Annotated in this window: 20 protein-coding genes and 1 pseudogene; 12 read left to right on the forward strand and 9 right to left on the reverse strand. The window is 72.2% G+C overall.

The annotated features are described in order from the left end of the window. Nucleotides 1–248 (forward strand): annotated as a pseudogene (locus tag D7W79_RS11190) (hypothetical protein); the annotation flags it as partial. Between the two features lie 54 nt (nt 249–302). On the opposite strand, the gene D7W79_RS11195 reads toward D7W79_RS11190, so the two are convergent. Next, complete coding sequence (locus D7W79_RS11195) at nt 303–2816, reverse strand: YbcC family protein (RefSeq protein ID WP_120525351.1); 2514 nt, start codon at nt 2814–2816, stop codon at nt 303–305. After that, nucleotides 2813–4399, reverse strand: coding sequence for an NADH-quinone oxidoreductase subunit L (locus D7W79_RS11200; RefSeq protein ID WP_120525352.1), 1587 nt, complete (start codon nt 4397–4399; stop codon nt 2813–2815). The genes D7W79_RS11195 and D7W79_RS11200 overlap by 4 nt, the downstream gene beginning before the upstream one ends. Nucleotides 4400–4478: 79 nt before the next feature. On the opposite strand from D7W79_RS11200, the gene D7W79_RS11205 reads away from it, so the two are divergent. Beyond that, entirely contained in the window at nt 4479–5411 is a 933-nt protein-coding gene (locus D7W79_RS11205; RefSeq protein WP_120525353.1) for a LysR family transcriptional regulator, read from the forward strand. Between the two features lie 28 nt (nt 5412–5439). Here D7W79_RS11205 and D7W79_RS11210 read toward each other — a convergent pair whose 3' ends face one another. Continuing rightward, nucleotides 5440–5826, reverse strand: a complete 387-nt coding sequence (locus tag D7W79_RS11210; protein WP_120525354.1) for a serine/threonine protein kinase — start codon at nt 5824–5826, stop codon at nt 5440–5442. A 235-nt stretch (nt 5827–6061) separates the two neighbouring features. Here D7W79_RS11210 and D7W79_RS11215 point away from each other — a divergent pair, with 235 nt between their 5' ends. Together D7W79_RS11215 and D7W79_RS11220 are read left to right on the forward strand one after the other, a co-directional pair. Beyond that, nucleotides 6062–7594 (forward strand): sensor histidine kinase, encoded by a 1533-nt coding sequence (locus D7W79_RS11215; protein WP_336242793.1) that lies wholly within the window; start codon nt 6062–6064, stop codon nt 7592–7594. Between the two features lie 102 nt (nt 7595–7696). Beyond that, entirely contained in the window at nt 7697–8308 is a 612-nt protein-coding gene (locus tag D7W79_RS11220; RefSeq protein ID WP_244221708.1) for a hypothetical protein, read from the forward strand. Between the two features lie 5 nt (nt 8309–8313). On the opposite strand, the gene D7W79_RS11225 is transcribed toward D7W79_RS11220, so the two are convergent. Then, a complete protein-coding gene (locus tag D7W79_RS11225; protein ID WP_120525356.1) occupies nt 8314–8679 on the reverse strand; it encodes a response regulator in 366 nt (121 codons plus the stop codon). A gap of 77 nt (nt 8680–8756) precedes the next feature. Next, the gene (locus tag D7W79_RS11230; RefSeq protein WP_120525357.1) at nt 8757–9104 is read right to left on the reverse strand and encodes a helix-turn-helix domain-containing protein; all 348 of its coding nucleotides are present in this window, start codon (nt 9102–9104) and stop codon (nt 8757–8759) included. A gap of 457 nt (nt 9105–9561) precedes the next feature. Between D7W79_RS11230 and D7W79_RS11235 the strand changes: the two genes are divergently transcribed. From D7W79_RS11235 to D7W79_RS11245, 3 genes are all read left to right on the forward strand, one after another. Continuing rightward, entirely contained in the window at nt 9562–11016 is a 1455-nt protein-coding gene (locus tag D7W79_RS11235; RefSeq protein WP_244221709.1) for a GDSL-type esterase/lipase family protein, read from the forward strand. Continuing rightward, nucleotides 11013–13325: a serine hydrolase domain-containing protein gene (locus D7W79_RS11240; protein ID WP_120525359.1), complete on the forward strand. Its 2313-nt coding sequence runs from the start codon at nt 11013–11015 to the stop codon at nt 13323–13325. Before D7W79_RS11235 ends, D7W79_RS11240 begins: the two co-directional genes overlap by 4 nt. Nucleotides 13326–13390: 65 nt before the next feature. Next, a complete protein-coding gene (locus D7W79_RS11245) occupies nt 13391–14281 on the forward strand; it encodes a zinc ribbon domain-containing protein (protein ID WP_120525360.1) in 891 nt (296 codons plus the stop codon). Between the two features lie 3 nt (nt 14282–14284). Here the strand turns inward: D7W79_RS11245 and D7W79_RS11250 are convergent, their stop codons facing one another. Then, nucleotides 14285–15166 (reverse strand): LysR family transcriptional regulator, encoded by an 882-nt coding sequence (locus tag D7W79_RS11250; RefSeq protein ID WP_158616939.1) that lies wholly within the window; start codon nt 15164–15166, stop codon nt 14285–14287. A 208-nt stretch (nt 15167–15374) separates the two neighbouring features. Between D7W79_RS11250 and D7W79_RS11255 the strand changes: the two genes are divergently transcribed. Further along, the gene (locus tag D7W79_RS11255) at nt 15375–16385 is read left to right on the forward strand and encodes a zinc-dependent alcohol dehydrogenase family protein (RefSeq protein ID WP_120525362.1); all 1011 of its coding nucleotides are present in this window, start codon (nt 15375–15377) and stop codon (nt 16383–16385) included. Nucleotides 16386–16408: 23 nt separating this feature from the next. On the opposite strand, the gene D7W79_RS11260 is transcribed toward D7W79_RS11255, so the two are convergent. Further along, entirely contained in the window at nt 16409–17476 is a 1068-nt protein-coding gene (locus tag D7W79_RS11260; protein WP_120525363.1) for a hypothetical protein, read from the reverse strand. Nucleotides 17477–17744: 268 nt separating this feature from the next. On the opposite strand from D7W79_RS11260, the gene D7W79_RS11265 reads away from it, so the two are divergent. From D7W79_RS11265 to D7W79_RS11280, 4 genes are all read left to right on the forward strand, one after another. Beyond that, nucleotides 17745–18566, forward strand: a complete 822-nt coding sequence (locus D7W79_RS11265) for a hypothetical protein (protein ID WP_147441883.1) — start codon at nt 17745–17747, stop codon at nt 18564–18566. Beyond that, nucleotides 18563–19033, forward strand: coding sequence for a hypothetical protein (locus tag D7W79_RS11270; RefSeq protein ID WP_208729693.1), 471 nt, complete (start codon nt 18563–18565; stop codon nt 19031–19033). Before D7W79_RS11265 ends, D7W79_RS11270 begins: the two co-directional genes overlap by 4 nt. A 42-nt stretch (nt 19034–19075) precedes the next feature. Continuing rightward, entirely contained in the window at nt 19076–19327 is a 252-nt protein-coding gene (locus tag D7W79_RS11275) for a twin-arginine translocation signal domain-containing protein (protein ID WP_120525366.1), read from the forward strand. Nucleotides 19328–19459: 132 nt separating this feature from the next. Further along, complete coding sequence (locus D7W79_RS11280; RefSeq protein ID WP_120525367.1) at nt 19460–21031, forward strand: serine hydrolase; 1572 nt, start codon at nt 19460–19462, stop codon at nt 21029–21031. Between the two features lie 21 nt (nt 21032–21052). On the opposite strand, the gene D7W79_RS11285 is transcribed toward D7W79_RS11280, so the two are convergent. Then, nucleotides 21053–21709 carry a metallophosphoesterase gene (locus tag D7W79_RS11285; protein ID WP_120525368.1) on the reverse strand — a complete coding sequence of 219 codons (657 nt, stop codon included), beginning with the start codon at nt 21707–21709 and terminating at the stop codon, nt 21053–21055. 88 nt (nt 21710–21797) lie between these two features. Further along, nucleotides 21798–22658 carry a sigma-70 family RNA polymerase sigma factor gene (locus D7W79_RS11290; RefSeq protein WP_120525369.1) on the reverse strand — a complete coding sequence of 287 codons (861 nt, stop codon included), beginning with the start codon at nt 22656–22658 and terminating at the stop codon, nt 21798–21800. Between the last annotated feature and the right edge of the window lie 144 nt (nt 22659–22802).

Genomic DNA, 22802 nt, shown 5'->3' on the forward strand with positions numbered 1-22802 from the left:
GCTACAACACCGTGCAGGAGGCCCGGGCCACCGGGACGCCGCTGGTGGCCTGGGCGAGGCCCCGGCTCTACGACCGGCAGGCCCTGCGGCTGAGGGAGGCGGAGCAGGTGGGGGACGCGGCGGAGCTGGAGGCAAAGGTGGCGTCCGTGCTCCAGCTCCTGCTTCAGGAAGGGCCCCGCGCGCGGCCCGGCGACTGGGTCAACGGCGTCCACACGGCGGTGGAGGCCATCGAGCGCGTGGCGCGCTAGCAGGGCGAGGCCCAGGAGGCCGGGCCTCTCGTTGGCATTGCGCGCGTGCGCCCGTCAGGCGCTCTGCGTTGGCGCTGGGGCGCTCGAGGGCGTCTGGCGGTCCCAGCGCCCGCCGCGCAGGGCGTAGATGGCGCACTCCTCTTCATCCAGTTGGAAGAGCGAGAGCCAGCCATGGGTGACGAGCGCCTGGACGTGCGCGTGCTTGTCCAGCACCGCGGCAATCGCGGCGCGCGGCGCCTCGATGAACACGCTCAGCCTGAGCGGCGTGTGCACCCACCGCTCACCATCGTGTACGGACTGCATTGGCAGTCCGATCCGAAGGTCGCCGCCGTTCCCCTCGAAGACGCCGAGGTGGCCGCCGACGACGTTGTGCAGCACCTTGTCCCCGCTGCCGTAGCGCGCGTTGTCGACAGTGGACGCGTAGTACTGGAAGTTGATCCAATGCGTGACGACCATCGGGGCCGTCATGATCAGCTCCAGGACGGCGAAGCCTTCATCCTCCTGGTGCCGGTACTCGTGGAGAAACGAGCGCCCCTGAAGGTCCAGATGACGGCAGTGCTCGCGCGGCGCGACGATGAACGCCGCGTTGTTCGCGAGCCCCCACTCGGCGCGAACCTGGGCCCAGTCGGTGGTTCTCGCGCGAAGGGCCTGGTGGAGCTTCGCAGGCCCGGCGCCCTCGAGCCCCAGCAGGCGGGCGCGCTCGGTCCGCGCGCGGGCCCCCGCCTCCGCGAGCCACGCCCGGAGCGCGTCGAGGTCGACGCGATGGGACGGCGGGGCCTCGTCGACATCGAACAGCTCCACCTCGTCGGTGGTCGTGTTGTGGAGCGCCGCCACGAACCACGTTCTCTCGGAGGCGTGGATTCCCCGCTTCGCGAGCCCCTTCCGCACCTCTGGCTCGTTGAGCAGTGCCGCGGCGGCACGCGCATTGACCTCGCCGGTCTGTCCGCAGCACGCTCCGCAGTCGAGCCCCGCCGCGTGGGGGTTGTTGCGGGTGGCGCTGCCGTGTCCCACGAGCAGGACGAACCGCGCGAAGTCGCGGGTCAGGCTCATGCCGCGGAGCATGCCCGCGGCGAGCTCGCAGCGCGCCTCGAGCTCCAGGGGCCCGCCATCCACCGCGCCGCTCACGCGTGGCTTGCGCCTGGCGTCCATTTCGCGGGAAAGCCCGACGCTGTCGAGGCTCCGCGCCCCTCCCAGGCCGAGGCTGTCCCTGACGAGCTTGCCCGCGTAGGTGAGCCCGAGCGCTTCGACGAACGTGAAGGTCGACAGCGCGTCCGTCTTGAAAGCGCTCCACGCGGCGGCGAGGTCGAAGTGCCGGGCACGTCGCGCTTCCGCGTCCTGCCCCAGCCCCGTGTCCGATGCGCGCAGGCGAGGCGCGAGGAGTCCAGGCAGTTGCGGACGTGCAGCGGCCGCCCCGAGCGGCTGGTAGTCCATCGGAACGCCGAAGAAGCCAGCGAAGCCGAGCGTGTGGGCCGAAGGCGCGATGGCCTCGAGGGCGCGTCGAAAGACCTCCGAGCGCACGTCGATGCAGAAGACGGCCTGCACCGACGGGGCCGTGCGGCGCGGGGTTCGAAGACCGGCCGGCAACGCGCGCAGGACGGGCTCTCGCCACGCGATCTCCATCGCCGCCTGGAGCAGCCAGTCGCTTGAGCGGGAAGCGGCCGCTGCGGCGTCAACCTGCGTCCAGCTGGCCATGGCGGTCTTCCAGCCGCGGGCGACCGCGTCTCCGCCGCCGCGGTAGAGCATCCACTCCCAGGCGAGGCGGATCGCGGCGAGGTCGCGGAGGGTGTCATCGTCGCTTCCCTGGAGCCGTGCGGTCCAGCGCCGGTACGCGCACCAGGACGCCCAGCCGTTCTGCTCCAGCAGCAAGCTCCAGAGGTAGTTCTCCTGCTCGCGCGGCGGGACCTCGAGCGCCGCGAGCGCGGTCTGGGCGAGCTCGCGGGCCGTCGCGGGGAGCGCGCTGGCCTGCGTCCGGTAGGACGTCGCGCGCATGAGCAGCGCCGGGCTCCGGTCGGTCATCGCGTGCTGCCGCCAGCTCGCGTACAGCCCACGGTCCCGCGGAGGACCCAGCTGCGCCTGCCCATCGTCGAAGTAGCTCGCGCAGAACTGGCTGACGCTGTGGGTGACGAAGCCGCGCCACGACGCCTCGTGGACCAGGTCTCGCCCCGCGTCCACCACGTCCACGACGCGAGCGCGCGTCGTGGGCGCCGGCTCGTCCTGCTCGAGCAGCGCGCGGAGGTGGGTGAGCGTCGCGGTCGAATCGCTCGTGTCGAGCGCGGCCTGGAGATGTTCGTCGCGGAGGCGGCCCTCACGATAGGCCTGCCGGTACCACGAGCGCGGCATGAGCAGCTGCGCGCCGGACAGGGACTGCAGCCGTGCCGCGACCTCCGGGAGCCGCGAATCGATCAACCCCCAGAAGGGATTGACGGCGATGAAGCGGTCGAGCGGCCAGGTCGGGGCGATCCGCGCGCAGGCGCGCTCGAGGACTTCGTCGAGGAGCGGGTCGGACGGGGCGCTCGTGACGGAGGGCTCCTGGCTTCGAGCCAGGGCGGCGGCGTTGGACGTGCTCATGTGCGGGCCTCGAGGGTTTCCTGGATGCGGGTTGCGGGAAGGGGCTCCGGCCGTCGCTGGAGCCGGGGCGGCCAGACGCGGAAGGTAAGGCGGGTGAAGCGTTCGTCGAGGTAGAGGCCGGCGAACAGCCAGGGGTAGACGGCGCGCGCGAGCCGCCCCTCCGGGCGCAGCTGGAGGGTCGCCTTCATGGCGAAGAGGCCAGCGAAGCCCAGGCCCACCAGGACCCAGCCGGGACCGCTAGACGTCGCGTCCTGCGAGGGCATCAGCCGCGCCGCGGCCGCGTGCCAACCGACATAGAGCAGGACGACTCCGCCCACGCGCAGTGCCACGTCGGCGGCCGCGAAGATGCTGGCCGTCTTTCGGGTGAGCAGCGGGACCAGGGAGAGGCTGACGACGAGCGCGAGCAGGAGAACGGAGCGCTCATCCGCTGGGCGCAAGGCGACGGCGTGCCGCGAGACAAGGACCCAGAGCGCCGCGCTCCCGGCCGCCACGAGGACCCCGATGCCGAGGCGGCCCCACGATGGCGGGGGCGGTCGCTTCGTCATGGCGCGCAGCCGCCATTCGTCGACGGCCGTCCCCGCGCTCAGGAAGGCGTGGGCCTTGTAGAGCGAGTGCGCGACGAGGTGCAGCAGCGCCAGGTGCCACAAGCCCAGGCCACACTGCACGAGCATGAACCCCATCTGCGCGCACGTGGACCAGGCAAGCGAGACCTTCACGCTGACCCGGGTCGTCATGACGAGGGCGGCGATGAGGGCCGAGCCGAGCCCGATGGCCACGAGGAGCAGCTGCGCGAGCGCCGCGTGGGCCATCCACGGTGCGAGCCGCAGCAGGACGAAGCCGCCGATGTTCACGACGCCCGCGTGCAGGAGCGCGGAGACCGGGGTCGGAGCCTCCATCACCTGGAGCAACCAGCCGTGGAATGGGAGCTGCGCGGACCGCAACGCCACTGCGATGACGAGGAGCACCGCGGCGGCCTGCATCGAAGGGGGCAGCGTTGGATGCGCGCCCGCCCAGGCGGCGATGCGGTCGAGTTCAAGGCTGCCCACGTCTTGATGGACGAGCGCGAGGCAGCCCAGGAGGCAGAGGTCGGCGAGCCGGCTGACGAGGAACTTCTTGTGCGCCGCGACGAGCGCCGCGGGGCGCTCGCGATAGAACGTCAGCAACTGGTGCAGCGCGAGGCTCGTCGCGGTCCAACCCAGCACCACGACGAGCAGGTTGTTCGCGATGACCAGCGCCGTGACGGCGCTCAGCGTCAGCAACAACCAGCGCAGGTACCTCACGAGCCCGGGGGCGCCCTGCAGATAGGTCCGCGAGTAGCGGACGATGATGGCCCCGAGGGTGGCGACCAGGAGCAGCATCACGCAGGTGACGGCGTCGACGCGCACCCCGAGGCGCGGACCCAGCTCCGTTGCCGCGCCCCACGCCAGCGCGGCACCGCCAGTCACTAGAAGCGCCAGCCCCAGCGCCGCGCCGCTCGCGAGTCCGGCGCGCCGGGGCGAGAGGACCGCGGCGAGCGCGAGGGTCAGGGGAATCGCCAGGGCGATGACGGGGACGACGAAGGACCACTCCTCGGACGTGTTCATGCGGTGCGGTGTACCCAGGCACCTTGGTTCTTGAAAAACACATAAAAAGGCTCGTACCGTTCTCTTTTGGAGATGGAACGTGAACGTCGAGCAGATCAACTTCCACCACCTTCGCTACTTCTGGGCGGTCGCGAAGGACGGCAACCTGACGAGGACGGCGGCGCGCCTGTGCGTGGCGCAGTCAGCGCTGTCGTCTCAAATCCAGCAGCTTGAAGATCAGCTGGGCAACGCGCTGTTCCGCAGGGACGGGCGCCGGCTCGTGCTCACGGAGGCGGGGGAGATCGCGCTCGCCTACGCCGAGGAGATCTTCACGGCGGGCAGTCAGTTGGTCTCGACGCTCCAGCACGGCCGACAGGCCGGGCAGGTGCTGCGCATTGGCGCGGTCGCCACGCTGTCGCGAAACTTCCAGGAGTCGTTCGTCAAGCCGCTCCTGGAGCAGCCCCACGTGCGGCTGTGCCTCGAGTCCGGGGGGCTGGCGGAGCTGCTGCTCCGGCTTGAGGACCACGCGGTCGATCTCGTCCTCGCGAACCGGCCGCCCTCGCGGGAACCGGGCGGCCGCCTCGGCTGCCGGCGCATCGCCCGGCAGCCCGTCAGCATCGTCGGGTCGAAGCGCCAGAAGGGCTTCCGCTTTCCCCAGAGCCTCACCGACGCGCCGATGATCGTTCCCGGCCGGGAGAGCGCCATCCGTTCGGAGTTCGATGCGCTGTGCGAGCAGCTCGGCGTGCGCGTTCGCACCGTGGCCGAGGTGGACGACATGGCGACGATGCGGCTCCTGGCGCGCGATACCCATGCGTTCGCGCTGGTGCCGTCAGTCGTGGTTCGCGACGAGCTCCGCGAGGGCGTGCTGCACGAGCACTGCGTGGTTCCGGGGCTCTTCGAGACGTTCTATGCCATCACGGCGGAGCGGAGGTTCCAGCACCCGCTGCTGACGACGATGCTCGCGCGCGACGAACACGAGCTCCTCGAGATGGCCCCCCGGAGTCACCCCCCGAAGGGCAGGCCGGGCAAGTAGCGGCTTGCCAGGGGGGCCTTGCGGACGCCTAGTGCTTGAAGCCCTGGTGGCCGGCGACCGGCTCGATGCCGTGGGCCATGATGAAGTGGTACAGCACCTGCGGGTCCTCCTTGGGGCCGCCCATCAGCTCCGCCAGGAAGTGGCCCGCCTGCGGATCCGCGTCCGGATCCGGGGAGATGGTGACCTCGGAGACCTCGCGGCCCACCATCACCATCTCGCCCACCAGCGACTTGCCCTTGATGAGCTGGAGGACGTGCTGGCGCTCCTCCTCCATCAGCATCCAGTGGAAGTCGTCATGGTCGAACAGCGTCATGTCGGGGGAGCCACAGCGCAGGATGCAGTTGGTGTGCTCCTGGAGCCAGCGCCAGAAGGCATCGAAGTTCAGCGTGCGGGCCGGTGGTGCGAGCAGATCCATCGGGTGACCTCTTCAAGCAGGGCGGGGGCGCCCCGAAATCCGGGGGAGGGCGCATCAAGCCGCGTTGTCCGTGCTGACTAGCATGGCCAGGCCTTGGGGGGCCGGCTCCTTTTGAGCGCGACGTCGGGCGTGGGCCTGCCCGCATCCAGGGTGCGAATCCACGATATCGGACGCTTGTTGCTTTCCTCAGGAAGAGGGCGGCGACCAGAGGGGTTGGCGCGGGCCCGGAGGGAGGATGCCCGAATATGACCAGGCACGTCGGCTGGAGGCTCGCACGGGAGGCGCGATGAGCCTGCGCGCCTTCTTCTCCACCGTGGTGGGCGGGCTGGTGCTGCTCACCGTGGTGGCCGCCACCCTGCTCGTGGTGCTGACAACCGCCCTGGAGCGGATGGCTTCCACGCTGAGTGAATCCGTGGAAGGCGTCCGGCAGGCCGAGGAGCTGGAGGTGGACCTGCTCGTCCACTCGCGCCTCGTGGCGTTGCCGGGCGCTCCCATCCTCGCGGACCCGTCGCGCGGGCGCTCGCCGCCGCAGATTGAAGCCGACCTGCGCCGCCAGCTGGTGGAGATGCACGGCACCGCCTCCACCCAGGAGGAGCGCGAGATGCTGGCGGAGGTCCAGACGCAGGTGTACGCCTACCTGCACGCGCAGCAGGCACCGCTCCGTCCGGGGTTCTCCGGGGCCCAGCACGATGCGACGGCGATGGCGTCGCTGGACGCGGCGCTGCGCTCGCTGGAGCGGCTCATCCAGCTCAACGTGGAGCAGGCCCAGGAGGCCCGGCAGAGCGCGGCGTACTGGAGTGAGATGGCCAACGTGCTGGGGCTGGTGTTGGGCCTGCTGCTGATGACGACGCTGGGGCTGGTCATCTTCTGGCTGCGTCGCTTCGCGCTGCGCCCGGTGACGGCGCTGCGGCACGCGATGGCCGGCTTCGGCCGGGGCGGGCGGCACCTGCGCGCGCCCGAGCAGGGCCCGTCGGAGATCCGCGACATGGCCCAGACCTTCAACGAAATGGCGGACAGCCTCACCCACCAGCAGGAGCAGCAGCTGGCGTTCCTGGCCGGCGTGGCGCACGACCTGAGAAACCCCCTGTCCGCGCTCAAGCTGTCCACGGCGCTGACCGGCCGCGGAGAGGTGACGCCGGAGCGGATGCAGCGCACGCTGGCGCTGGTGCGCCGGCAGGTGGCGCGCCTGGACCAGATGGTGGGGGACCTGCTGGACGCGACCCGCATCGAGGCCGGCAAGCTGGAGCTCCAGCTGGAGGTGCGCGACACGCGCGAGCTGGCGCGCTCCGTGGTGGAGCTGTACCAGTCCGGCGACTCCGGGCACACGCTGGAGCTGGTGACGCCGGACACCCCGGTGCTGGTGCGCGCGGACCCCGCCCGGCTGGAGCAGGTGCTGAACAACCTGGTGAGCAACGCGCTCAAGTACTCCCCCTCGGGCAGCCGCGTGGAGGTGTCCGTGGGCGGGGACGCCGAGCACGTGGTGGTGGCCGTGGCGGACCAGGGCATCGGCATGTCGGCGGAGGACCTCCGGGGCCTCTTCATCCCGTTCCAGCGCGCGGGCAACGCGAAGCAGCGCGCCCCGGGCGTGGGGCTGGGGCTGTCGGTGTCGCGGCGGATCGTCGAGGCGCACGGCGGCCGCATCGACGTGGAGAGCCAGCCCGGCCAGGGCTCCGTGTTCCGCGTCCACCTGGCCCGGGTGACCTCCGCCGGCCCGCCGGAGCCGCCCGCGCCCAACGACGAGGAGGAGCCCGCCGGGGCGGTGCACTGAGGGTGGGGGCAACCGTTGCCTGAAGCGCGCCCGGGTGACGCGGAGGGATGCGCCCGGGCGGGGCAGGGCGTACCTTGCGGCCCCATGTCAGGAGCCGTCTGGATGATGAAGCGTTCCCACCGGGCCGTGCCGCTGGCCGCCGCCCTGCTGGTGCTGGGAGGGTGCGCGGGGCGCACCCAGACCGAGCCCCCCGTGTCCGCCGCCGAGCCCGTGCGGGAGGCGCCGTCCTCCGTCGTCCAGTCGCAGGAGGGTGGCTTCAGCGTGACATTCCCCGGCCCCGTCACCGAGGAGCGGCGCGTGCAGCCCACGGACGTGGGCGAGGTGACGCTGCACACCTTCATCGCCGCGCGCACGCAGGAGGACACCGCCTACTACGTCTCCTATACGGACTTCCCGCTCGCGGCCGTGGCGCAGGTGAGCCCGCGCGACGTGGTGGACCGCGCCAGCCAGGGCGCGCTGGAGGCCCTGGGCGCGACGGCCATCACCGCGAAGCCGCTGGAGATGGAGGGCGGCTTCCCTGGCCAGGAGGTGGGGGGAGTGTCCGGTCCGCGCCGCCTGCGGGGCCGCTTCTTCATGGTGGGCCCGCGCCTGTACCAGCAGCTCCTGCTGCACCCGGAGGGGCGTGCGCCGAAGGACGCGGACCGCTTCTTCGACTCGTTCCGGTTGGACCCGCGCGTGGTGGGGCGGCTGGGGCAGCAGACGACCGGCGGCTGACGCTCTCAGTGCAGCGAGTGCACGAACCGGCGCACCCTGGCGAGCAGCGCATCCCGGTCGAAGGGCTTGGAGAGCACGTCGCGGATGGTGGGGTGGCGCTCCTCGCCGGAGCTGATGGCCATGACGGGAAGGTCCGCGAAGCGCGGCTGGCGGTGCAGGGCGTCCAGGAGCCGCCAGCTGTCCTTGCGCGGTGTCCACATGTCCACCAGCACCAGCGCGGGGACCGGGTGGGCTTCCAGCCAGGAGAGGGCCTCGTCACCGGTGCTCGTGGCGACGACGGTGTGCCCTTCGGCGTGGAGGATTTCCACGAGCGCGTCGCGCAGGTCGCTGTCGTCCTCGACGAGGAGGAGGGTGGGAGGCGCGCGGCTCATGTGCCCCGACGCATAGGGCAAACGCAGCCGGGGTGACAGGGAACATCTGCCGGGTGCGACCGGCACCGGAGCGCGCTTCAGCGCTCGTCGAACATGGCCTGAAGCACGCGCCACGCGAGCTTCACTTCGGAGCCGGAGCGGCACGCGAGGTAGTCGCAGATCTCCGCCACTCCGTCGGAGCGCTCCATGTCGAAGGAGTGGAAGAGGGTCTTCAGCGACACGTCCAGGCCCACGGACAGCTTGCCCAGCGTGTCGAGGGATGGAGAGAAGGCGCCCCGCTCGATGCGGCGGATGGCGTCCACGGACAGGTCGCTGCGCTCGGCGAGCGCCTCCTGTGTGAGCGCACGGCTGTTGCGCATGCGGCGCACCTGGTCGCCAAATCTACGGTGCAGCTTCGTCCACGTTGTGAGCCGGTTCTTGCCCATATTCGCGGCGGATAATTTGGGGCCATACCGCGCCATGTGAAGGGACCATGTTCGCGGGCTGACCTTGCATTTGCGCTGGGCTGCGGGAAAAACCGGCCTTCCCGTCGGGCGCGCGGGCGAGGCGTGTGATGAAGGACGGATGCGATGTCCGGGAGGCCACGTCAGGGCGGCCCGCAAGGCGGCCGAGCGTGGGGTCCAGAACATGCGCCCCCCCGGACTTTCGTCTACGCTCGCCGGCCACATGAAGGTTCCCGATGTCTCGCGGGGGCTCCGGCGGGCGGGGTTGCTCGCTGTCCTGGCGGGGGCGCTGCTCCCCGGGTGCGGGTCCCGCACACCCCCACACCGGTTCCCCCTGACGACGACCCGCGGGACGGACTCCGCACCGCCGCCGGAGGCGAGTGCCGCGCGACCCGCCTCCGCGGAGGCAACGTCCGCACGGCCCGCTGCCCAGGACGGAATGACTTCCGCGCAGCGCTCGCCGGATGAGGCGGGGGCGTCCGCGCGGCCCGCGCCCCCGGAGGCCGCACGCGAGCCGACGGCGGTTGATGCTCCCTCGGGGGGGCCCGCTTCGGCGAGCGTACCCGCGACGGCCCGCAGCACGGGGCGCTCCGCGTTCCGCGCCCTGCCGCCCACCACCGAGCGCGCCGGACACCTGCATGCGCTGGCCACGCGGCTTCGGGCACCGGGGGGCGCGGTGGAGGATCCGTGCCTGGAGCCTCGCGACACCGGCTGCGCGCGGTCCGCGCTGACGCCGTTCTTCAGCGCGCTGGACGGGCTCCTGGAGGGCACGGCGAAGACGCCCACCGTCGTCGCCGCGTTCGGCAACTCGCTCATCGCGGGGGACCGCATCGTGGACGTGGTCCGCGACGAGCTGGCGGCGGGCTTCGGCAACGCGGGCCGGGGCGCGCTGCTGGTGGACCGCATGGCGCCCTACGGTGGACGGTCGCGCACGGCCGCCGTGAGCAACGGCTGGGAGCCGCGCACGCTGGGCGAGCTGCACGCGCCGCCGCACCCGTTCGGCATCACCGGCGTGTACCACGTGGCCACGGAGGGCCGTGCCCGGGGCCGCTTCAAGCTGGAGGGCGAGCCGCGCGGGACGCTGTGGTGGAAGGACGTGAAGGGCGCGGGCCGCCTCGTCGTGTCCGCGGACGGAGCGGTGCTCGCGCGCACGGAGCCGCGGGGGGACGGTGCCAGCCGCACCACGTCCTTCGACCTGCCCGCGGGCGCGAAGTGGCTGGACGTCACCGCGGAAGGCAAGGGCGCCATCGTCCAGGGCGTGGTGCTGCAGAAGGACGCGCCCGGCATCGTGCTGGACATGCTCGGCGTGCCGTCCGCGGATGCCACGCTGTACGCCCGGCTGGAGGAGGACGCGCTGAAGGCGCAGCTTCAGCAGCGCGACCCGAAGCTGCTGCTCTTCTTCCTGGGCGGCAATGAGTCCAAGCGCCTGGAGTGGAAGCGCACGGACCTGCCCACCGTGCGCCAGGACCTGGCCGCGCTCCTGCGCCGCGCCCGCGCCGCCGCGCCCGGCAGCGCGTGCATGGTGGTGGGCCCCATGGACGCGGTGCAGGACGGCCACGCGGAGGGCAAGCCCCTGAGGCAGCGGCCGTTCCTGGAGGCCGCCATCCAGGCCGAGCGCGAGGTGGCGCTCGCCGAGGGCTGCGGCTTCTTCAACCTCTACACGGCGATGGGCGGCGCGGGTTCGCTCGCGCGCTTCCATCAGGCGGGGTTCATGCACGAGGACCTGGTGCATCCGCGCGGTCAGGGACTGGACCTGCTGGGACAGCTGGTCTCGGACGCGCTGCTGGCGGGATGGGCGAACGAGGGCGCGGTGCCGGCACCGGCGCTCACGTCCTCGCGCGAGGATGCATCGGCGGGCAGTGGAAGCGGCCAGACCGCGGAGGCGGTGCCATGAAGCGGCTCTTCGTCGCGCTGTGTTTGTTGTTGGAGGCAGGGCCCGCGTTCGCGCAGGCGCCCGCGTCGAGCGGATCCACCGCCGCGGTGAAGCCGGAAGCGGCGCCGAAGCCGGAGGCAGCGCCGTCCGGGCCCGGCGCGAAGCCCGCGACGCCGCCGGAGTCCAGCGCGAAGGTCGCGCCGGAGCCGGGCGCGAAGGCCTCCGAGTTCCCACCGGAGGTGCAGCGCGCGCTGGACGCGCTGGTGCGCGCGGACCTGAAGCAGGGCCCCACCGCGGGCCTGTCCGTGGGCGTGATGCGGGGCGGCCAGCGGTGGATGAGCGGCTACGGCTACCGCGACCTGGCGAAGAAGCTGCCGGCCACGGTGCGCACCACGTACCGCATGGCGTCCATCACCAAGTCCTTCACGGCGGTGGCCGTGATGCAGCTGGCGCAGGCGGGCAAGCTGGACCTGGACGCGGACATCCACACGCTGGTTCCCGAGTACCCGGTGAAGCAGTGGCCGGTGACGGTGCGGCAGTTGCTGGGCCACCTGGGCGGCGTGCCCACCTACGACAGCCCGAGCGCCGGAAACAACACGAAGCCGGTGACGACGAAGGAGGCCATCGCGATGTTCGCGGACCGGCCGCTCGTGTCGGAGCCGGGCACGCGCTACCTGTACACGACGTGGGGCTTCAACCTGCTGGGCGCGGCGGTGGAGACGGCCTCCGGCCAGTCCTACCGCGAGTACCTGCGCGACCACGTCTTCGGCCCCGCGAACATGAGCCACGCGGACCTGGATGAAATCAGCACGCGCGACGCGCAGCAGGCGGTGGGCTACCGCGTGGTGGGCGCCGCGCTGAAGCCGTCGCGCTTCCTGGACGTCACCAGCCGCTTCGGTGGCGGCGGCACGCGCGCGACGGTGGAGGACCTGCTGGGCTTCGCTCGCGCGGTGATGGACCACACGCTGGTGACGCGCGAGACGATGGGCCGCATGCAGGCGACGATGGTCACGCGCGACGGGCACATCACCGACTACGGCATGGGCTTCGCGACCTATCCGCTGCGGGGCCACTACATCGTGGCGCACGCGGGCGGGCAGCCGGAGACGACGACGCTGCTGGTGCTGCTGCCGGCGGAGGACACGGCCATCGCGCTCGCCACCAACGTGGAGGACGAGGCGAAGCGGCTGCGCCGGCTGTCCCTGCGGTTGATGGAGACGGTGCTGGACGAGGGCGCGCCGGGCCGGAGCGGCCACTTCACGGACCCCGTGGACGCGGTGGTGTACGAAGGCATGGGCCGGCTGGCGAGCTACGGGCTCGCGTACCACGACTGGGCCACGCGCGGGCCGGGCACGCTGCCGCCGGAGACGGACCTGGCGGGGGCGTTCACGAAGGTGTCGGCGCTCTTCGACCGGGCGGCCATCGCCCGGGACGGCCGGGGCGCGATGGAGCGGATCCGCGGCGCGCACGAACCGCGCGGCGAGTCGCTGTTCATCCGCGTGGGCGCGCACATGGCGGCCACGGTGGAGAAGGCGCTGGGCGCGGAGCGGCTGCGCACGTACCGGACGCAGGGCGCGGCGGGCTTCTTCGCGGACTACCTGGCCGCGTGCGAGACGCTGAAGTGTCCGGAGGCGGAGCGCTTCAGCCCGACCGTGCGGAGCGACGTGGCCCGCTTCGTCGCGGGGTGGAAGCGCGCGGAGGTGCCGGCGCTGCGGCGCTCCCGGCTGGAGGCGGTGAAGGACCCGGAGCGGCTGTGGCCCGCGCTGAAGGAGGCGGCGGTGCGGGCCCCCGAGGTGCGGCCGGACTACACGGATGAGCTGCTGACGCTGGCGGACCGCGCGAAGCGGAAGCCCACGGACCGGATGCGCTGGCTGGAGCGCGCGACGGAGCTGCATCCGGAGTCGATGGACGCGCACCTGGCGCACGCGGTGGGGTTGATGGAGGCGGACCGCGAGCCGGAAGCGATTCCGCACGTGCGCGAGGCGTTCGAGACGCCGGAAGGGTCGCTGGTGCTGTCGCCCGCGGGCTTCCTGCGGCGGCTGCTGGACACGCGTTCGCCGAAGGTGGCGCGGGGCCTCTTGCGAGCGGCGGTGACGCTGCACCCGGACGCGCCGGAGCTGTGGGACGCGCTGGCGAAGCGAGAGCGGGCGCTGGGTGACGCGGGCGCGGCGAAGACCGCGCTGTCGCAGGCGAAGCGGGCCCGTCAGGCCCGGGCCGCGCAGGAGGCCCGAGCCCCGAAAGCGACCGGCGTCGTGGCACCGGCACAGGACAAGGCCGGGAGCACGTCCCCCTCGGTGCCGGTGGATCCGGAAACGGCACCGGAGCCGTAGCTCGCGCGTCCGGTCCCCAAGACCGCGTGCGTGACAGGTCCCGAGCCGTGCGAGGATGCGCGGCGATGACGCCTTCCTGTCCTTCCTGTCAGGCCCCCTTCACCCCCGGCGCGGAGACGTGCGAGCGGTGTGGGGCCTCGTTGCTGGTGGCCCCGGCTCCCGGCGGCGCCGAGCCCGTCTGCGCCGTGCACCCCGAGTGGCGGAGCGTGGCCACGTGCCCGCGTTGTGGCGCGTTCGCCTGTGCCCGCTGCCTGCGCCAGGGCCCGGAAGGGGCCATCTGCGCCACCTGCCACGAACGTGAACCCCTGGGGCAGCTGCCATGGGACCAGCGCGAGCAGCTGGGCACGCTCAAGGCGTTCTGGCGCACGTGCTACGGCATGTTGATGCAGCCCACGGCGACGCTCCGGGGCGTCAACCCCGACGCGCCCGTGAGCAGCTCCATGACGTTCGTGCTCGTGTCCGCGATCGCGGGCTTCCTGACCACGGGCCTCCTCTACACGGCCATCATCGGCATCGTCATGGGACTGACCCCCCAGGCGGACGCGGGTGGCACGGATCCGGAGAGCGTGAAGCTGTGGATGACGGTGGGCATGGCGGTCTGGACGGTGCTGATGCCCTTCTTCAGCACCGGCATGACGCTGGCCAACGCGGGCCTGGACCACCTCATCCTGCGCATGGGCGGCGTGGAGCGCGGCTTCTCCGTGACGATGCGCGCGCACGCGCTCTCACAGGCGCCGTACATCGTCGGCGTGATTCCCTTCGTCGCCGTGTACGCCGCGCCCTTCTGGGCAGTGGGCCTGCGCGCCTTCACCTACCGCACGCTGCACCGCACCAGCTGGGGCACGGCGCTGGCGGGCGCGTTCCTGGTGCCCGTGCTCTCCTGCTGCCTCTGCGGTGGCTTCTACGGCGCCCTCATGTTCGCGGCCTTCAAGAGCGGCCTGGGGACGCAGGGCTGAGCGTCAGCCGCGCGGCCGGGGAAACAGCGTCCCCAGCCATGCGAGCACCGCGCCCACGCGTGCGTTGTGGCGCAGGTCGGGATGGGTGACGGCCCACAGCTCGCGCGAGGGCAGGCCCGTGGCCCGGGGCAGCAGGGGTTCCAGCCGGGGCTCATGGGGCGCGAACAGCTCCGGCAGGACCGCGAGCCCGTGTCCCGCCGCGCACGCGGCCATCAGCGTGACGGTGTTGCTGGCGCGCAGCACGGTGCGGGCCTGGGGCACGTGCCGCTCCAGCCAGGTCTCCTGCGGCGTGCCTTCCAGCGTGGCATCCGGCCGCACCCAGTCATGCCGCGCCAGCTCCTTCACGGTCGCGGGGCGCCCCCGGCGGGAGAGGTACGCCGCGCTCCCGTAGACGCGGAAGGGGAAGTCGCACAGCCGCCGTGCGAGCAGCGCCGGCTCCCGGGGGCGGGACATGCGGAGCGCCACGTCCGCCTCGCGGCGGGACAGGTCCAGCACCCGCAGCTCCGCGCGCAGCTCCACCACCAGGTCCGGGTGCCGCTCACGCAGCTCCACCAGCCGGGGAGCGAGCACGTACGCAGCCAATCCATCACCGGACGTGATGCGCACCGTCCCCGCCACGCGCTGGTCCGCGCCGGTGAGCTCCCGCTCTGAAGCGAGCACCTCCGCCTCCACGCGTTCCGCATGCGTCCGGAGGCGCAGTCCCGCCTCGGTGGGCACCAGTCCCTCCGGCGTGCGCCGCAGGAGCCGGACGCCGACCGCGTCCTCCAGCGCGGCCAGCCGCCGCCCGATGGTGGTAGGCGCCACGCGAAGCGCGCGACCAGCCGCCGCGTGGGTGCCATGGCGGTCCACGGCGAGGAAGAAGCGCAGGTCGTCCCAGGCCAGCATGCCGTGCATCCTCGCACGGCGGTCAGGTGCCTGCGTTCGTTCGCGCAGCCCCTGGGGCACGCCATGAACGCTGAGCGCCAGTCCATGCATCGGCGACCCATGCCACCTCGCTGCTCCAGGCCCCCGGCCTCACACCGTGCATCCGTGCACGCCCGGGCTGCACCGACGTTCGTTCCCGCAGCCCCTGCCCGGGTGCATCTTGAGCGCCATGAAGACCTACGTCCTGAACCCTGGCAACGACCTGAGCGCCCTCCAACTCACGGAGCGGCCGCGCCCCGAGCCCGGTCCCCGCGAGGTGCTCCTGCGGCTGCGCGCCGTGTCGCTCAACTACCGCGACGTGGCCATCCTGCGCGGGACCTACGGTGCCTTCGCGCGCCCGCTGGTGCCCGTCTCCGACGGCGTGGGCGAAGTGGTCGCCACGGGCGCGGACGTCCAGCGCTTCCGCGTGGGCGACCGCGTGATTCCCTCCTACGTCCCGGACTGGGTGCGCGGCCCTCCTCGCGAGGACACCGCCCGGCGCCGGCTGGGCGGCCCGCTGGACGGACTCCTGCGCGAATACGCCTGTGTGCATGAGGACGCCGCCATCGCCGCGCCCGCGCACCTCTCGGACGCGGAGGCCGCGACGCTCCCCATCGCGGGCGTGACCGCGTGGCATGCCCTGTTCACCCAGGCCCACGTGGGGCCCGGGGACACCGTGGTCGCGCAGGGCACCGGCGGCGTGTCCCTGTTCGTCGTCCAGCTCGCCCGGATGGCCGGGGCGCGCGTCCTCGTCACGTCGCGCAGCGAGGCCAAGCTCGGCCGGGCCCTGGCGCTGGGGGCTTCAGAAGGCATCCACACCGGCACCCATCCCGACTGGGCCGCGCGCGTGCGCGAACTCACCGGAGGCCAGGGCGCGGACCACGTGGTGGACGTGGCCGGTGGCGACGGCGTGGCGCGTTCGGTGGAGGCGGTGCGCATGGGCGGCACGGTGACGCTGGTGGGCTTCCTGGAGAGCCCCGCCGTGCGCTTCGACCTCCGTCCCGCGCTGAGCCGCGTGGTGCGCCTGCAGGCCGTGTCCACGGGCAGCCGTGACGACCTGGAGGCCCTGGCCCGGGCCCTCGCCGTGCACGGCGTGCACCCCGTCGTGGACCGCGTGTTCCCCTTCGCCCGGGCCCCTGACGCGTTCGCGTTCCTGGAGAGCGGCGCGCAGTTCGGGAAGGTGGTCATCACCTTCCCCTGACGCTTCTTCTGAAGCCCCGGCGCCTACTGCTGCCCGGACGCCGCCGTGGCCCCGTGCGGCACCAGAGAGCCCGGCTCCGGCCAGAAGCGCGCGGCCCGGAAGCCGTTGAGCGACGCGACGAGGCGCCGCGAGCCCAGGTCGTAGACGCGCACCTGCGTCGCGCCCGTGAGCAGCAGCAGGTCCCCTCGCGCCATCGCGCGCACGGGGCTCTGGGCGGGCAGGGCGAGGCCCTCGGGTTCGGCCAGGTGGCCGTCCTCCACCTCCCAGCGCACCGGCATCATCAGCGCGGTCTGCTCGCCCGCGGTCTGCCACGCGAACAGCGGGCCGCCCCGCGACTCCATGCGCGCCCAGCCGCCGAACACGTCGTGCCCCCGGTGCGGCACCACCGCGTCCAGCCGGACCGCGTCCTGGCCGCCCTCGTCCAGCGCCTGCGCCACCAGCGCATCCGGATCCCCGGCCACCGTGGAGGACACCAGCATCTCCGCCGTGGCGAGCGCGAACACGGCGTCCGCGTCACCGCGCGTGGCCACCGTCTCGATGCGCTTCCACGCCCCGGCCTCCAGCCGGTACGCATGCGCGAGCCCCGCGCCCTCGTCCTCCTCCGGGAGGGGGATGCGCCGGCCGTCGAAGAGGAAGGCCCCGTCGCGCCGCACCAACTCGCCCGTGTGCGCGGTCAGCGCCACCAGCCGCCCCACCGAATCAAACCCCACCGCGCCGGTCAGCCCCTCCTCCGGAAGCAGCTGCGCCGCCCCCTGCCCGGACGTCAGGTCCACCATCCACACGCGCCCGGGCCCCCGCGCGCTGCCAGCCGGGTCCCGCACCGCCGCGTGCTTCCCATCCGCGCTCCACGCGAGCTGCAGCCCGTCACACGCCGCATCCACCGTCACCAGCGCCCTGCGTCTTCCGTCCGACTCCAGGCGCAGCCACGTACAGCCGGCCGGCGCCGCGTCCTGGAGCACCGACAGCGAGAACGGCGCCGCCTTCACCGGCGCCACCTCCGGCGCGGGAGGCACGGCCGGCGAAGCCTCCGGGGGCTTCTGGCAGGCGCTCACGAGGAGCAGGGCGCTGACGAGGCTCGAGGTGCGGACCATGATGGACTCCTCCCGGAAAAAGACGATCTCCGTGGAATATGTCAGAGCCCCAGGTGCGTACGAAAGGCACCCGAAGCCCACATCCGGAGCGCCGGGACGGATCCTTCAATTCCTGCTCAAATTCGTCATATCGCGTCATCATGTAAAAAGCAGGAAAAGCGTATTTCCGCTATGGACAGGTGAGAGGCTTTGGCCGTATCCAGGACAGACATCCCCCGCCTTCCCTGGCGCCCGCCAGTGGCTTCGCGAGCGTCTCCAGAGGTGTCACATGGTGACTGTCGAGCTGGATATCTTCTCGGGGCGTCCCAACCCGCGGTGGGCGTTGACGGAGCGCGAGGCCCGTCAGCTGACGGAGCGCATCCGCGCGGATCCGTCGCTGCTCCTGCCGCTGGACGCCGACACGGGAGGCCTGGGCTACCGGGGCTTCATCGTGCGCGCCGAGGACACCGGCATGGCGGACGACTGGAAGCGGCTGGGCCTGCCGCCGATGGTGCGCCTGGGCGGCGCGTTCCAGCCGGAGGCGGCGGAGAGCTCGCGCTTCCTCCTGCACTCGGCGGAGAGCGCGCGGCTGGACCTGCGTGACCCGGGCCCGGTGCTGGCGGAGGCGGAGTCCGTCATCCTCCAGTCCCAGGACGTTCAGGGCGTGATGACCATTTGCAATCCGGCGGCGCTCACCAGCGACACGGACTTCAGCTACTGGAACGGGGCCGCGAACCAGCCGTACAACAACTGCTACAACTTCGCGAGCAACCTGCGCACCAACACCTTCGCGCAGCCGGGGCGCGCGGCGGGGGCCATGTACACCAGCATCAGCTGCTCGGCGGTGGGCACTGGGGCGGTGCGGGACGGATGGCAGACGTCTTGCCGGGCGGACGCCAACTACAACGTCTGTCTGGTCATCTGGCCGAACTACGACTACCACTGGTATCGCTACTGCGCGAACAGCCACTGGTGCCACAAGCCGGGCGGGACGGCGGCGCGCAACTACGACAACGCCAACCAGCTCATCCTCAATCCGGAGACGGCGGACCGCGGCGGCTACACGGTATTCTGCGGTTACTACCGTGGCTACAACGTGACGGTGTCGTGAAGCGGTCACCGCGAGGTGTCTGGCTGGCGGCGGGCCTGGGGCTTCTGGGAGCGTGGGCCTGCGCGACGGGCGGTGCTCCGGCGGATGGGCCGGGCGCGGAGGAGAAGGCCATGACGTCAGCGGCTCGGGCGAGCGTGGATGTCTTCAGCGGCCGGGAGCCGCCCACCTGGGCGCTGTCCGACGACGAGTCGCGCGCCCTGCGCGAGGCGGTGAACGCGCTGCCGGAAGGCTCGCGACCCCTGCCCGACGTGGGGCTGGGCTACCGGGGCTTCACGGTGACGTGGGCGGACGGCGCGCGAGCCCGGGTGTACCGCGACGTCGTGGAGCTCGTGTCGGGCGGCCGCACGCAGCTGCGCGAGGACGTGCCGCGGGCGGTGGAGGAGCGGCTGTTGTTGGGGTCCAGGGCGCACCTGGATCCGGAGCTGTTCACGGTGGTGGCGTCACAGGTGCAGGCTGCTCAACCCTGAAGCCCGAAGCGGGCGGGGCTTTTCCAAGCGAAGGAGCGTGTCATGTCGGAAGACTCGAACCGCCGGAACTTCCTCAAGGCGATGGGTTTGACCGCCGTCGCGGCCGTGGTGCCCATGGGGCTGGGCGCCGCCAGCGTGGCCGGTGCGGCCCCGGCGGTGTCCGGAGGCTCGGGCGCGCTGGAGCTGTGGCTGCTGGACACGGGCGCGGGTGTGCTGGACGCGGGGCTCTACGGCACCGCGCGTCAGGACCTGGTGGCGTCCGTCCAGGCGCGCGGCGAAGCGCTGCCGTACTGACAAAGACAAGCGCGTCATGACGCAACCATGACGAACCCAGGGACGGGCCAAGGCCCAAAGACAGTCATGACTTCGTAGGTTGACCTTCCGTCTCCGCGGGTCCCCTCCCGCGGGTCAACCCCGGAGTCCGTCATGCCCCAAGCCGTCCCTCGCTTCGTCCCGGTGTGGTTCCTGGGCTGTACGGCGGTCGCCCTGCTCACGGCGGCCGACGCACCCAGGGCCGCCCCGCCGCCGCCCGTCACGCAGTGGATGGCGCGGCCCGCCGAGTCCACCCGCATCGCGCGGGTGGAGGCGAGCCTCGCGCCGCTGGTGCTGCCAGGGGAGAAGCCGCAGGCCCTCTCCGTGCAGCGCTGGATGGACCTGTACCGCATCCCGGGCCTGAGCGTGGCGGTGTATGACAGACACGCGCTGGTGTGGAGCAAGACGTATGGAGTGACGCAGGCCGGGGGCAAGGAGCCTGTCACGCTGGAGACGCTTTTCCAGGCCGCGTCCGTCAGCAAGACGGTGACGGCGCTGGCCGCGCTGCGCGCCGTGGAGCAGGGCCAGGTGTCGCTCGACGCGAACGTCAACGACGCGCTGAAGTGCTGGAAGGTCCCCGACAACGACTTCACGCGCGAGCAGAAGGTGACGCTGCGCCGGCTGCTCAGCCACAGCGCGGGGCTCACCGTGCACGGCTTCCCCGGCTACGGCGTGGGCGAGCCGCTGCCCACGCTCCAGCAGGTGCTCAACGGCGAGAAGCCCGCGAACACGGAGGCGGTGCGGGTGGACATGGTGCCCGGCACGGAGGCCCGCTACAGCGGCGGCGGCTACGTCGTCGTCCAGCAGCTGCTGATGGACCTGACGAAGAAGCCCTTCCCCCAGCTCATGAAGGAGGCGGTGCTGGACCCGGTGGGGATGAAGCACAGCACGTTCGAACAGCCGCTGCCTCCGGCGCTCGCGGCGCGCACGGCCGCGGGCACGCGCGCCAGCGGCGAGGCCGTGGAGGGCCGCTGGAAGGTCTACCCGGAGCTGGCGCCCGCGGGGCTGTGGACGACGCCGTCCGACCTGGCGCTCCTCCAACTGGAGGTGGCGAAGGCGAAGGCCGGCAAGTCGAAGCGCGTGCTGTCGCAGGCGATGACGCGGCAGATGCTCACGAAGCAGTCCGGGCCGTATGGGCTGGGCTACATGGTGGACGACGCGCCGGACCGCTTCGAGCACGGCGGGTGGAACGACGGGTTCACCTCCACCGTGGTGACGATGGGAGACAAGGGGAGCGGCGTCGTGCTGATGGCCAACTCGGACAACGGCGCGCTGCTCTTCGAGCGGCTCATCGCGAGCATCGTCACGGAGTACGGCTGGCAGCCCCTGCCGGACCACCTCAAGTCACCGGAGATGACGGCGGACCTGCTCTCGCGCACGAAGGGGGCGGACGCGGTCATCGCCTGGGCGCGGAAGACGAAGGGCAAGGGCCTGTCGCCGCAGGTGCTCAACCAGACGGGCTACGGGATGATGATGTCCGGCAAGGTGGAGGACGGCCTGCGGGTGTTCCAGGAGAACGCGGCCCTCTTCCCGGACGACCCGGAGGCGCAGGGCGGCCTGGGCATGGCCTACATGCAGGCCGGTAGGAAGGCCGAAGCGCTCGCCGTGTTCCAGAAGCTGCTCAAGGCGGATCCGAAGAACGCGAGCGCGCTGGAGGCCGTGAAGACGCTGAGCGCGAAGCCCTGAGCTGAAAAGCGCGGTCCGCGCCTACAGCGTCATGTACGCGCGGGCCGCCGGCACGGAGTAGAACCGCCCTTCCGGCAGCACGTACGCGGTGAGCTTGCCGCCGTAGACGCAGCCGGAGTCCAGGCCCACCGCGAAGGGGTGCTTCTGCAGGCCGCGCATGGCGTCGTGGCCGAAGATGACCAGCTCCGGGCCCTTCCACAGGCTGCCCCAGGGCGCGCCCGCCTCCAGCCGCTTCGACGGCGTCCCGTCCGCCGCGATGCTGCGCAGGTTGAAGAGGAACTCCTCCTTCTGCTCGGCCAGCGGCACCCCTGGCACCAGCCCCGCGTGCACCGCCAGCGCGTTGAGGTCCGGGAAGTGCAGATAGGCGGGCATCTTCTCCATCCAGGCCCAGTCCGCGGCGGCCAGCGTGTCCAGCACCTGGCGGTGCTCCGGCTTGAGCTTCTTGCCCTTCGCCGCGTGCCCGCCGTGCCAGCGCAGCACGTGCGCGTCGTGGTTGCCCTTCACCGCATGGAAGCCGTGCTCGCGCGCCCGCCGCACCACGCCCGCGGAGTCCGGCCCCTTCGCCACCAGGTCGCCCACCAGCACCACCCGGTCGCCGGGCGTCCAGTCACACGCCTTCAGGAGCGCGTCCAGCTCGGCGGAACAGCCGTGCACATCTCCGATGAAGAGTGTTCGCATCTCCCCTCTCTTTAACGCACTGTCCACGAATGCCCTGCCCGGATTCTCGGGCACCTCGCGTGCGGGCGGGGGCTCGCGCGCCGCGTTACTACTCGGCCTTGGTGCGCAACAGCCGGCTCAAGCTCACGTCCAGCTGGCTGGAGATGAGCCGCAGCACGCTGTCCAGCTGCGAGCGCGTCAGCCGCAGCCGCTCCGTCAGCCGCTGCCGCGTGCCATCCAGCAGCTCCTCCTGAGCGCCCACCACCCACCGTGCCGCCGTGGAGCGGTGCACGCCGTAGAGCGCCCCCAGCTGGTCGATGCCCAGCCCGTCCAGGTACTTCAGCCGAAGGAAGTTGCGCTGCCGGGCGGAGAGGGCCGCCAGCGCCGCCTGGAAGGACGCGGTGAACTCCGCGCGGTACGTCTGCTTCAGGTACGCCAGCTCCGGGTCGTCGCCGGGCGCCACCAGCATGGACAGGTCGCCGTCCTCCGACTGCGCCTGCCCCGAGCGCTGGCGCTGCCAGTCCAGCGCCAGCCACAGCGCCGCCGCGCGCACCCAGCCCGCGAGCGGCCCCGTGCCGGGGTACGCCGCCAGCCGCGCCGGGGCCTCCGCGCTGCCCACCAGCATCCGCTGCCGCAGCGCCTGGCGGACCTCGTCCAGTCCGGACGGGGGCAGCTTCAGCCGCGCCACCGCCGCGTCCACCTCCGGCATCAGGCGCTGCTCGAACGTGGCCAGCGCCGAGGGCAGCCCGTCCGCCGCCGCCCGGGCCAGGTACACGTCCGCCATGTGCAGCCGGCCCCAGGCCTCCTCGTGGCCGTCCGCGGGCACCAGCCGCGCCAGGTGCGCCGCGAAGCGCGAGCCCTCCAGCGGGATGCCCGGCCAGGACTGCCGGGCCACGTCCAGGGCCTGGGCCAGCCGCTCCTGGAGGACGGAGAGGGCGCCTGCCGCCTCCGTCTTTCCTCGGGCGGTCATGAAGGCCTGGGCTAGGGGCAATTCCGGGGACGCCACGATAGGAGACACTACCACCGGCCCCTGTCGCGACGCCGGGTCACCCGTCATGTCGCGCACGGACTCCCACCCGTCAGGTGTCCCCCGGGATACGCTCCAGGCCCCGCG

The organism is Corallococcus exercitus (genome assembly GCF_003611585.1).
In the GTDB taxonomy this organism is placed as follows: Bacteria; Myxococcota; Myxococcia; order Myxococcales; family Myxococcaceae; genus Corallococcus; species Corallococcus exercitus.

Excerpts from the sequence above, each read along its gene's own strand:
- D7W79_RS11275 (WP_120525366.1), top strand. The coding sequence starts at position 19,076 with ATGTCGGAAGACTCGAACCGCCGGAACTTCCTCAAGGCGATGGGTTTG.
- D7W79_RS11280 (WP_120525367.1), top strand. The coding sequence starts at position 19,460 with ATGCCCCAAGCCGTCCCTCGCTTCGTCCCGGTGTGGTTCCTGGGCTGT.
- D7W79_RS11200 (WP_120525352.1), bottom strand. The coding sequence starts at position 4,399 with ATGAACACGTCCGAGGAGTGGTCCTTCGTCGTCCCCGTCATCGCCCTG.
- D7W79_RS11230 (WP_120525357.1), bottom strand. The coding sequence starts at position 9,104 with ATGGGCAAGAACCGGCTCACAACGTGGACGAAGCTGCACCGTAGATTT.
- D7W79_RS11215 (WP_336242793.1), top strand. The coding sequence starts at position 6,062 with ATGCCCGAATATGACCAGGCACGTCGGCTGGAGGCTCGCACGGGAGGC.
- D7W79_RS11245 (WP_120525360.1), top strand. The coding sequence starts at position 13,391 with ATGACGCCTTCCTGTCCTTCCTGTCAGGCCCCCTTCACCCCCGGCGCG.
- D7W79_RS11220 (WP_244221708.1), top strand. The coding sequence starts at position 7,697 with ATGATGAAGCGTTCCCACCGGGCCGTGCCGCTGGCCGCCGCCCTGCTG.
- D7W79_RS11210 (WP_120525354.1), bottom strand. The coding sequence starts at position 5,826 with ATGGATCTGCTCGCACCACCGGCCCGCACGCTGAACTTCGATGCCTTC.
- D7W79_RS11195 (WP_120525351.1), bottom strand. The coding sequence starts at position 2,816 with ATGAGCACGTCCAACGCCGCCGCCCTGGCTCGAAGCCAGGAGCCCTCC.
- D7W79_RS11225 (WP_120525356.1), bottom strand. The coding sequence starts at position 8,679 with ATGAGCCGCGCGCCTCCCACCCTCCTCCTCGTCGAGGACGACAGCGAC.
- D7W79_RS11255 (WP_120525362.1), top strand. The coding sequence starts at position 15,375 with ATGAAGACCTACGTCCTGAACCCTGGCAACGACCTGAGCGCCCTCCAA.
- D7W79_RS11290 (WP_120525369.1), bottom strand. The coding sequence starts at position 22,658 with ATGACCGCCCGAGGAAAGACGGAGGCGGCAGGCGCCCTCTCCGTCCTC.
- D7W79_RS11265 (WP_147441883.1), top strand. The coding sequence starts at position 17,745 with ATGGTGACTGTCGAGCTGGATATCTTCTCGGGGCGTCCCAACCCGCGG.
- D7W79_RS11235 (WP_244221709.1), top strand. The coding sequence starts at position 9,562 with ATGACTTCCGCGCAGCGCTCGCCGGATGAGGCGGGGGCGTCCGCGCGG.
- D7W79_RS11240 (WP_120525359.1), top strand. The coding sequence starts at position 11,013 with ATGAAGCGGCTCTTCGTCGCGCTGTGTTTGTTGTTGGAGGCAGGGCCC.
- D7W79_RS11250 (WP_158616939.1), bottom strand. The coding sequence starts at position 15,166 with ATGCTGGCCTGGGACGACCTGCGCTTCTTCCTCGCCGTGGACCGCCAT.
- D7W79_RS11285 (WP_120525368.1), bottom strand. The coding sequence starts at position 21,709 with ATGCGAACACTCTTCATCGGAGATGTGCACGGCTGTTCCGCCGAGCTG.
- D7W79_RS11260 (WP_120525363.1), bottom strand. The coding sequence starts at position 17,476 with ATGGTCCGCACCTCGAGCCTCGTCAGCGCCCTGCTCCTCGTGAGCGCC.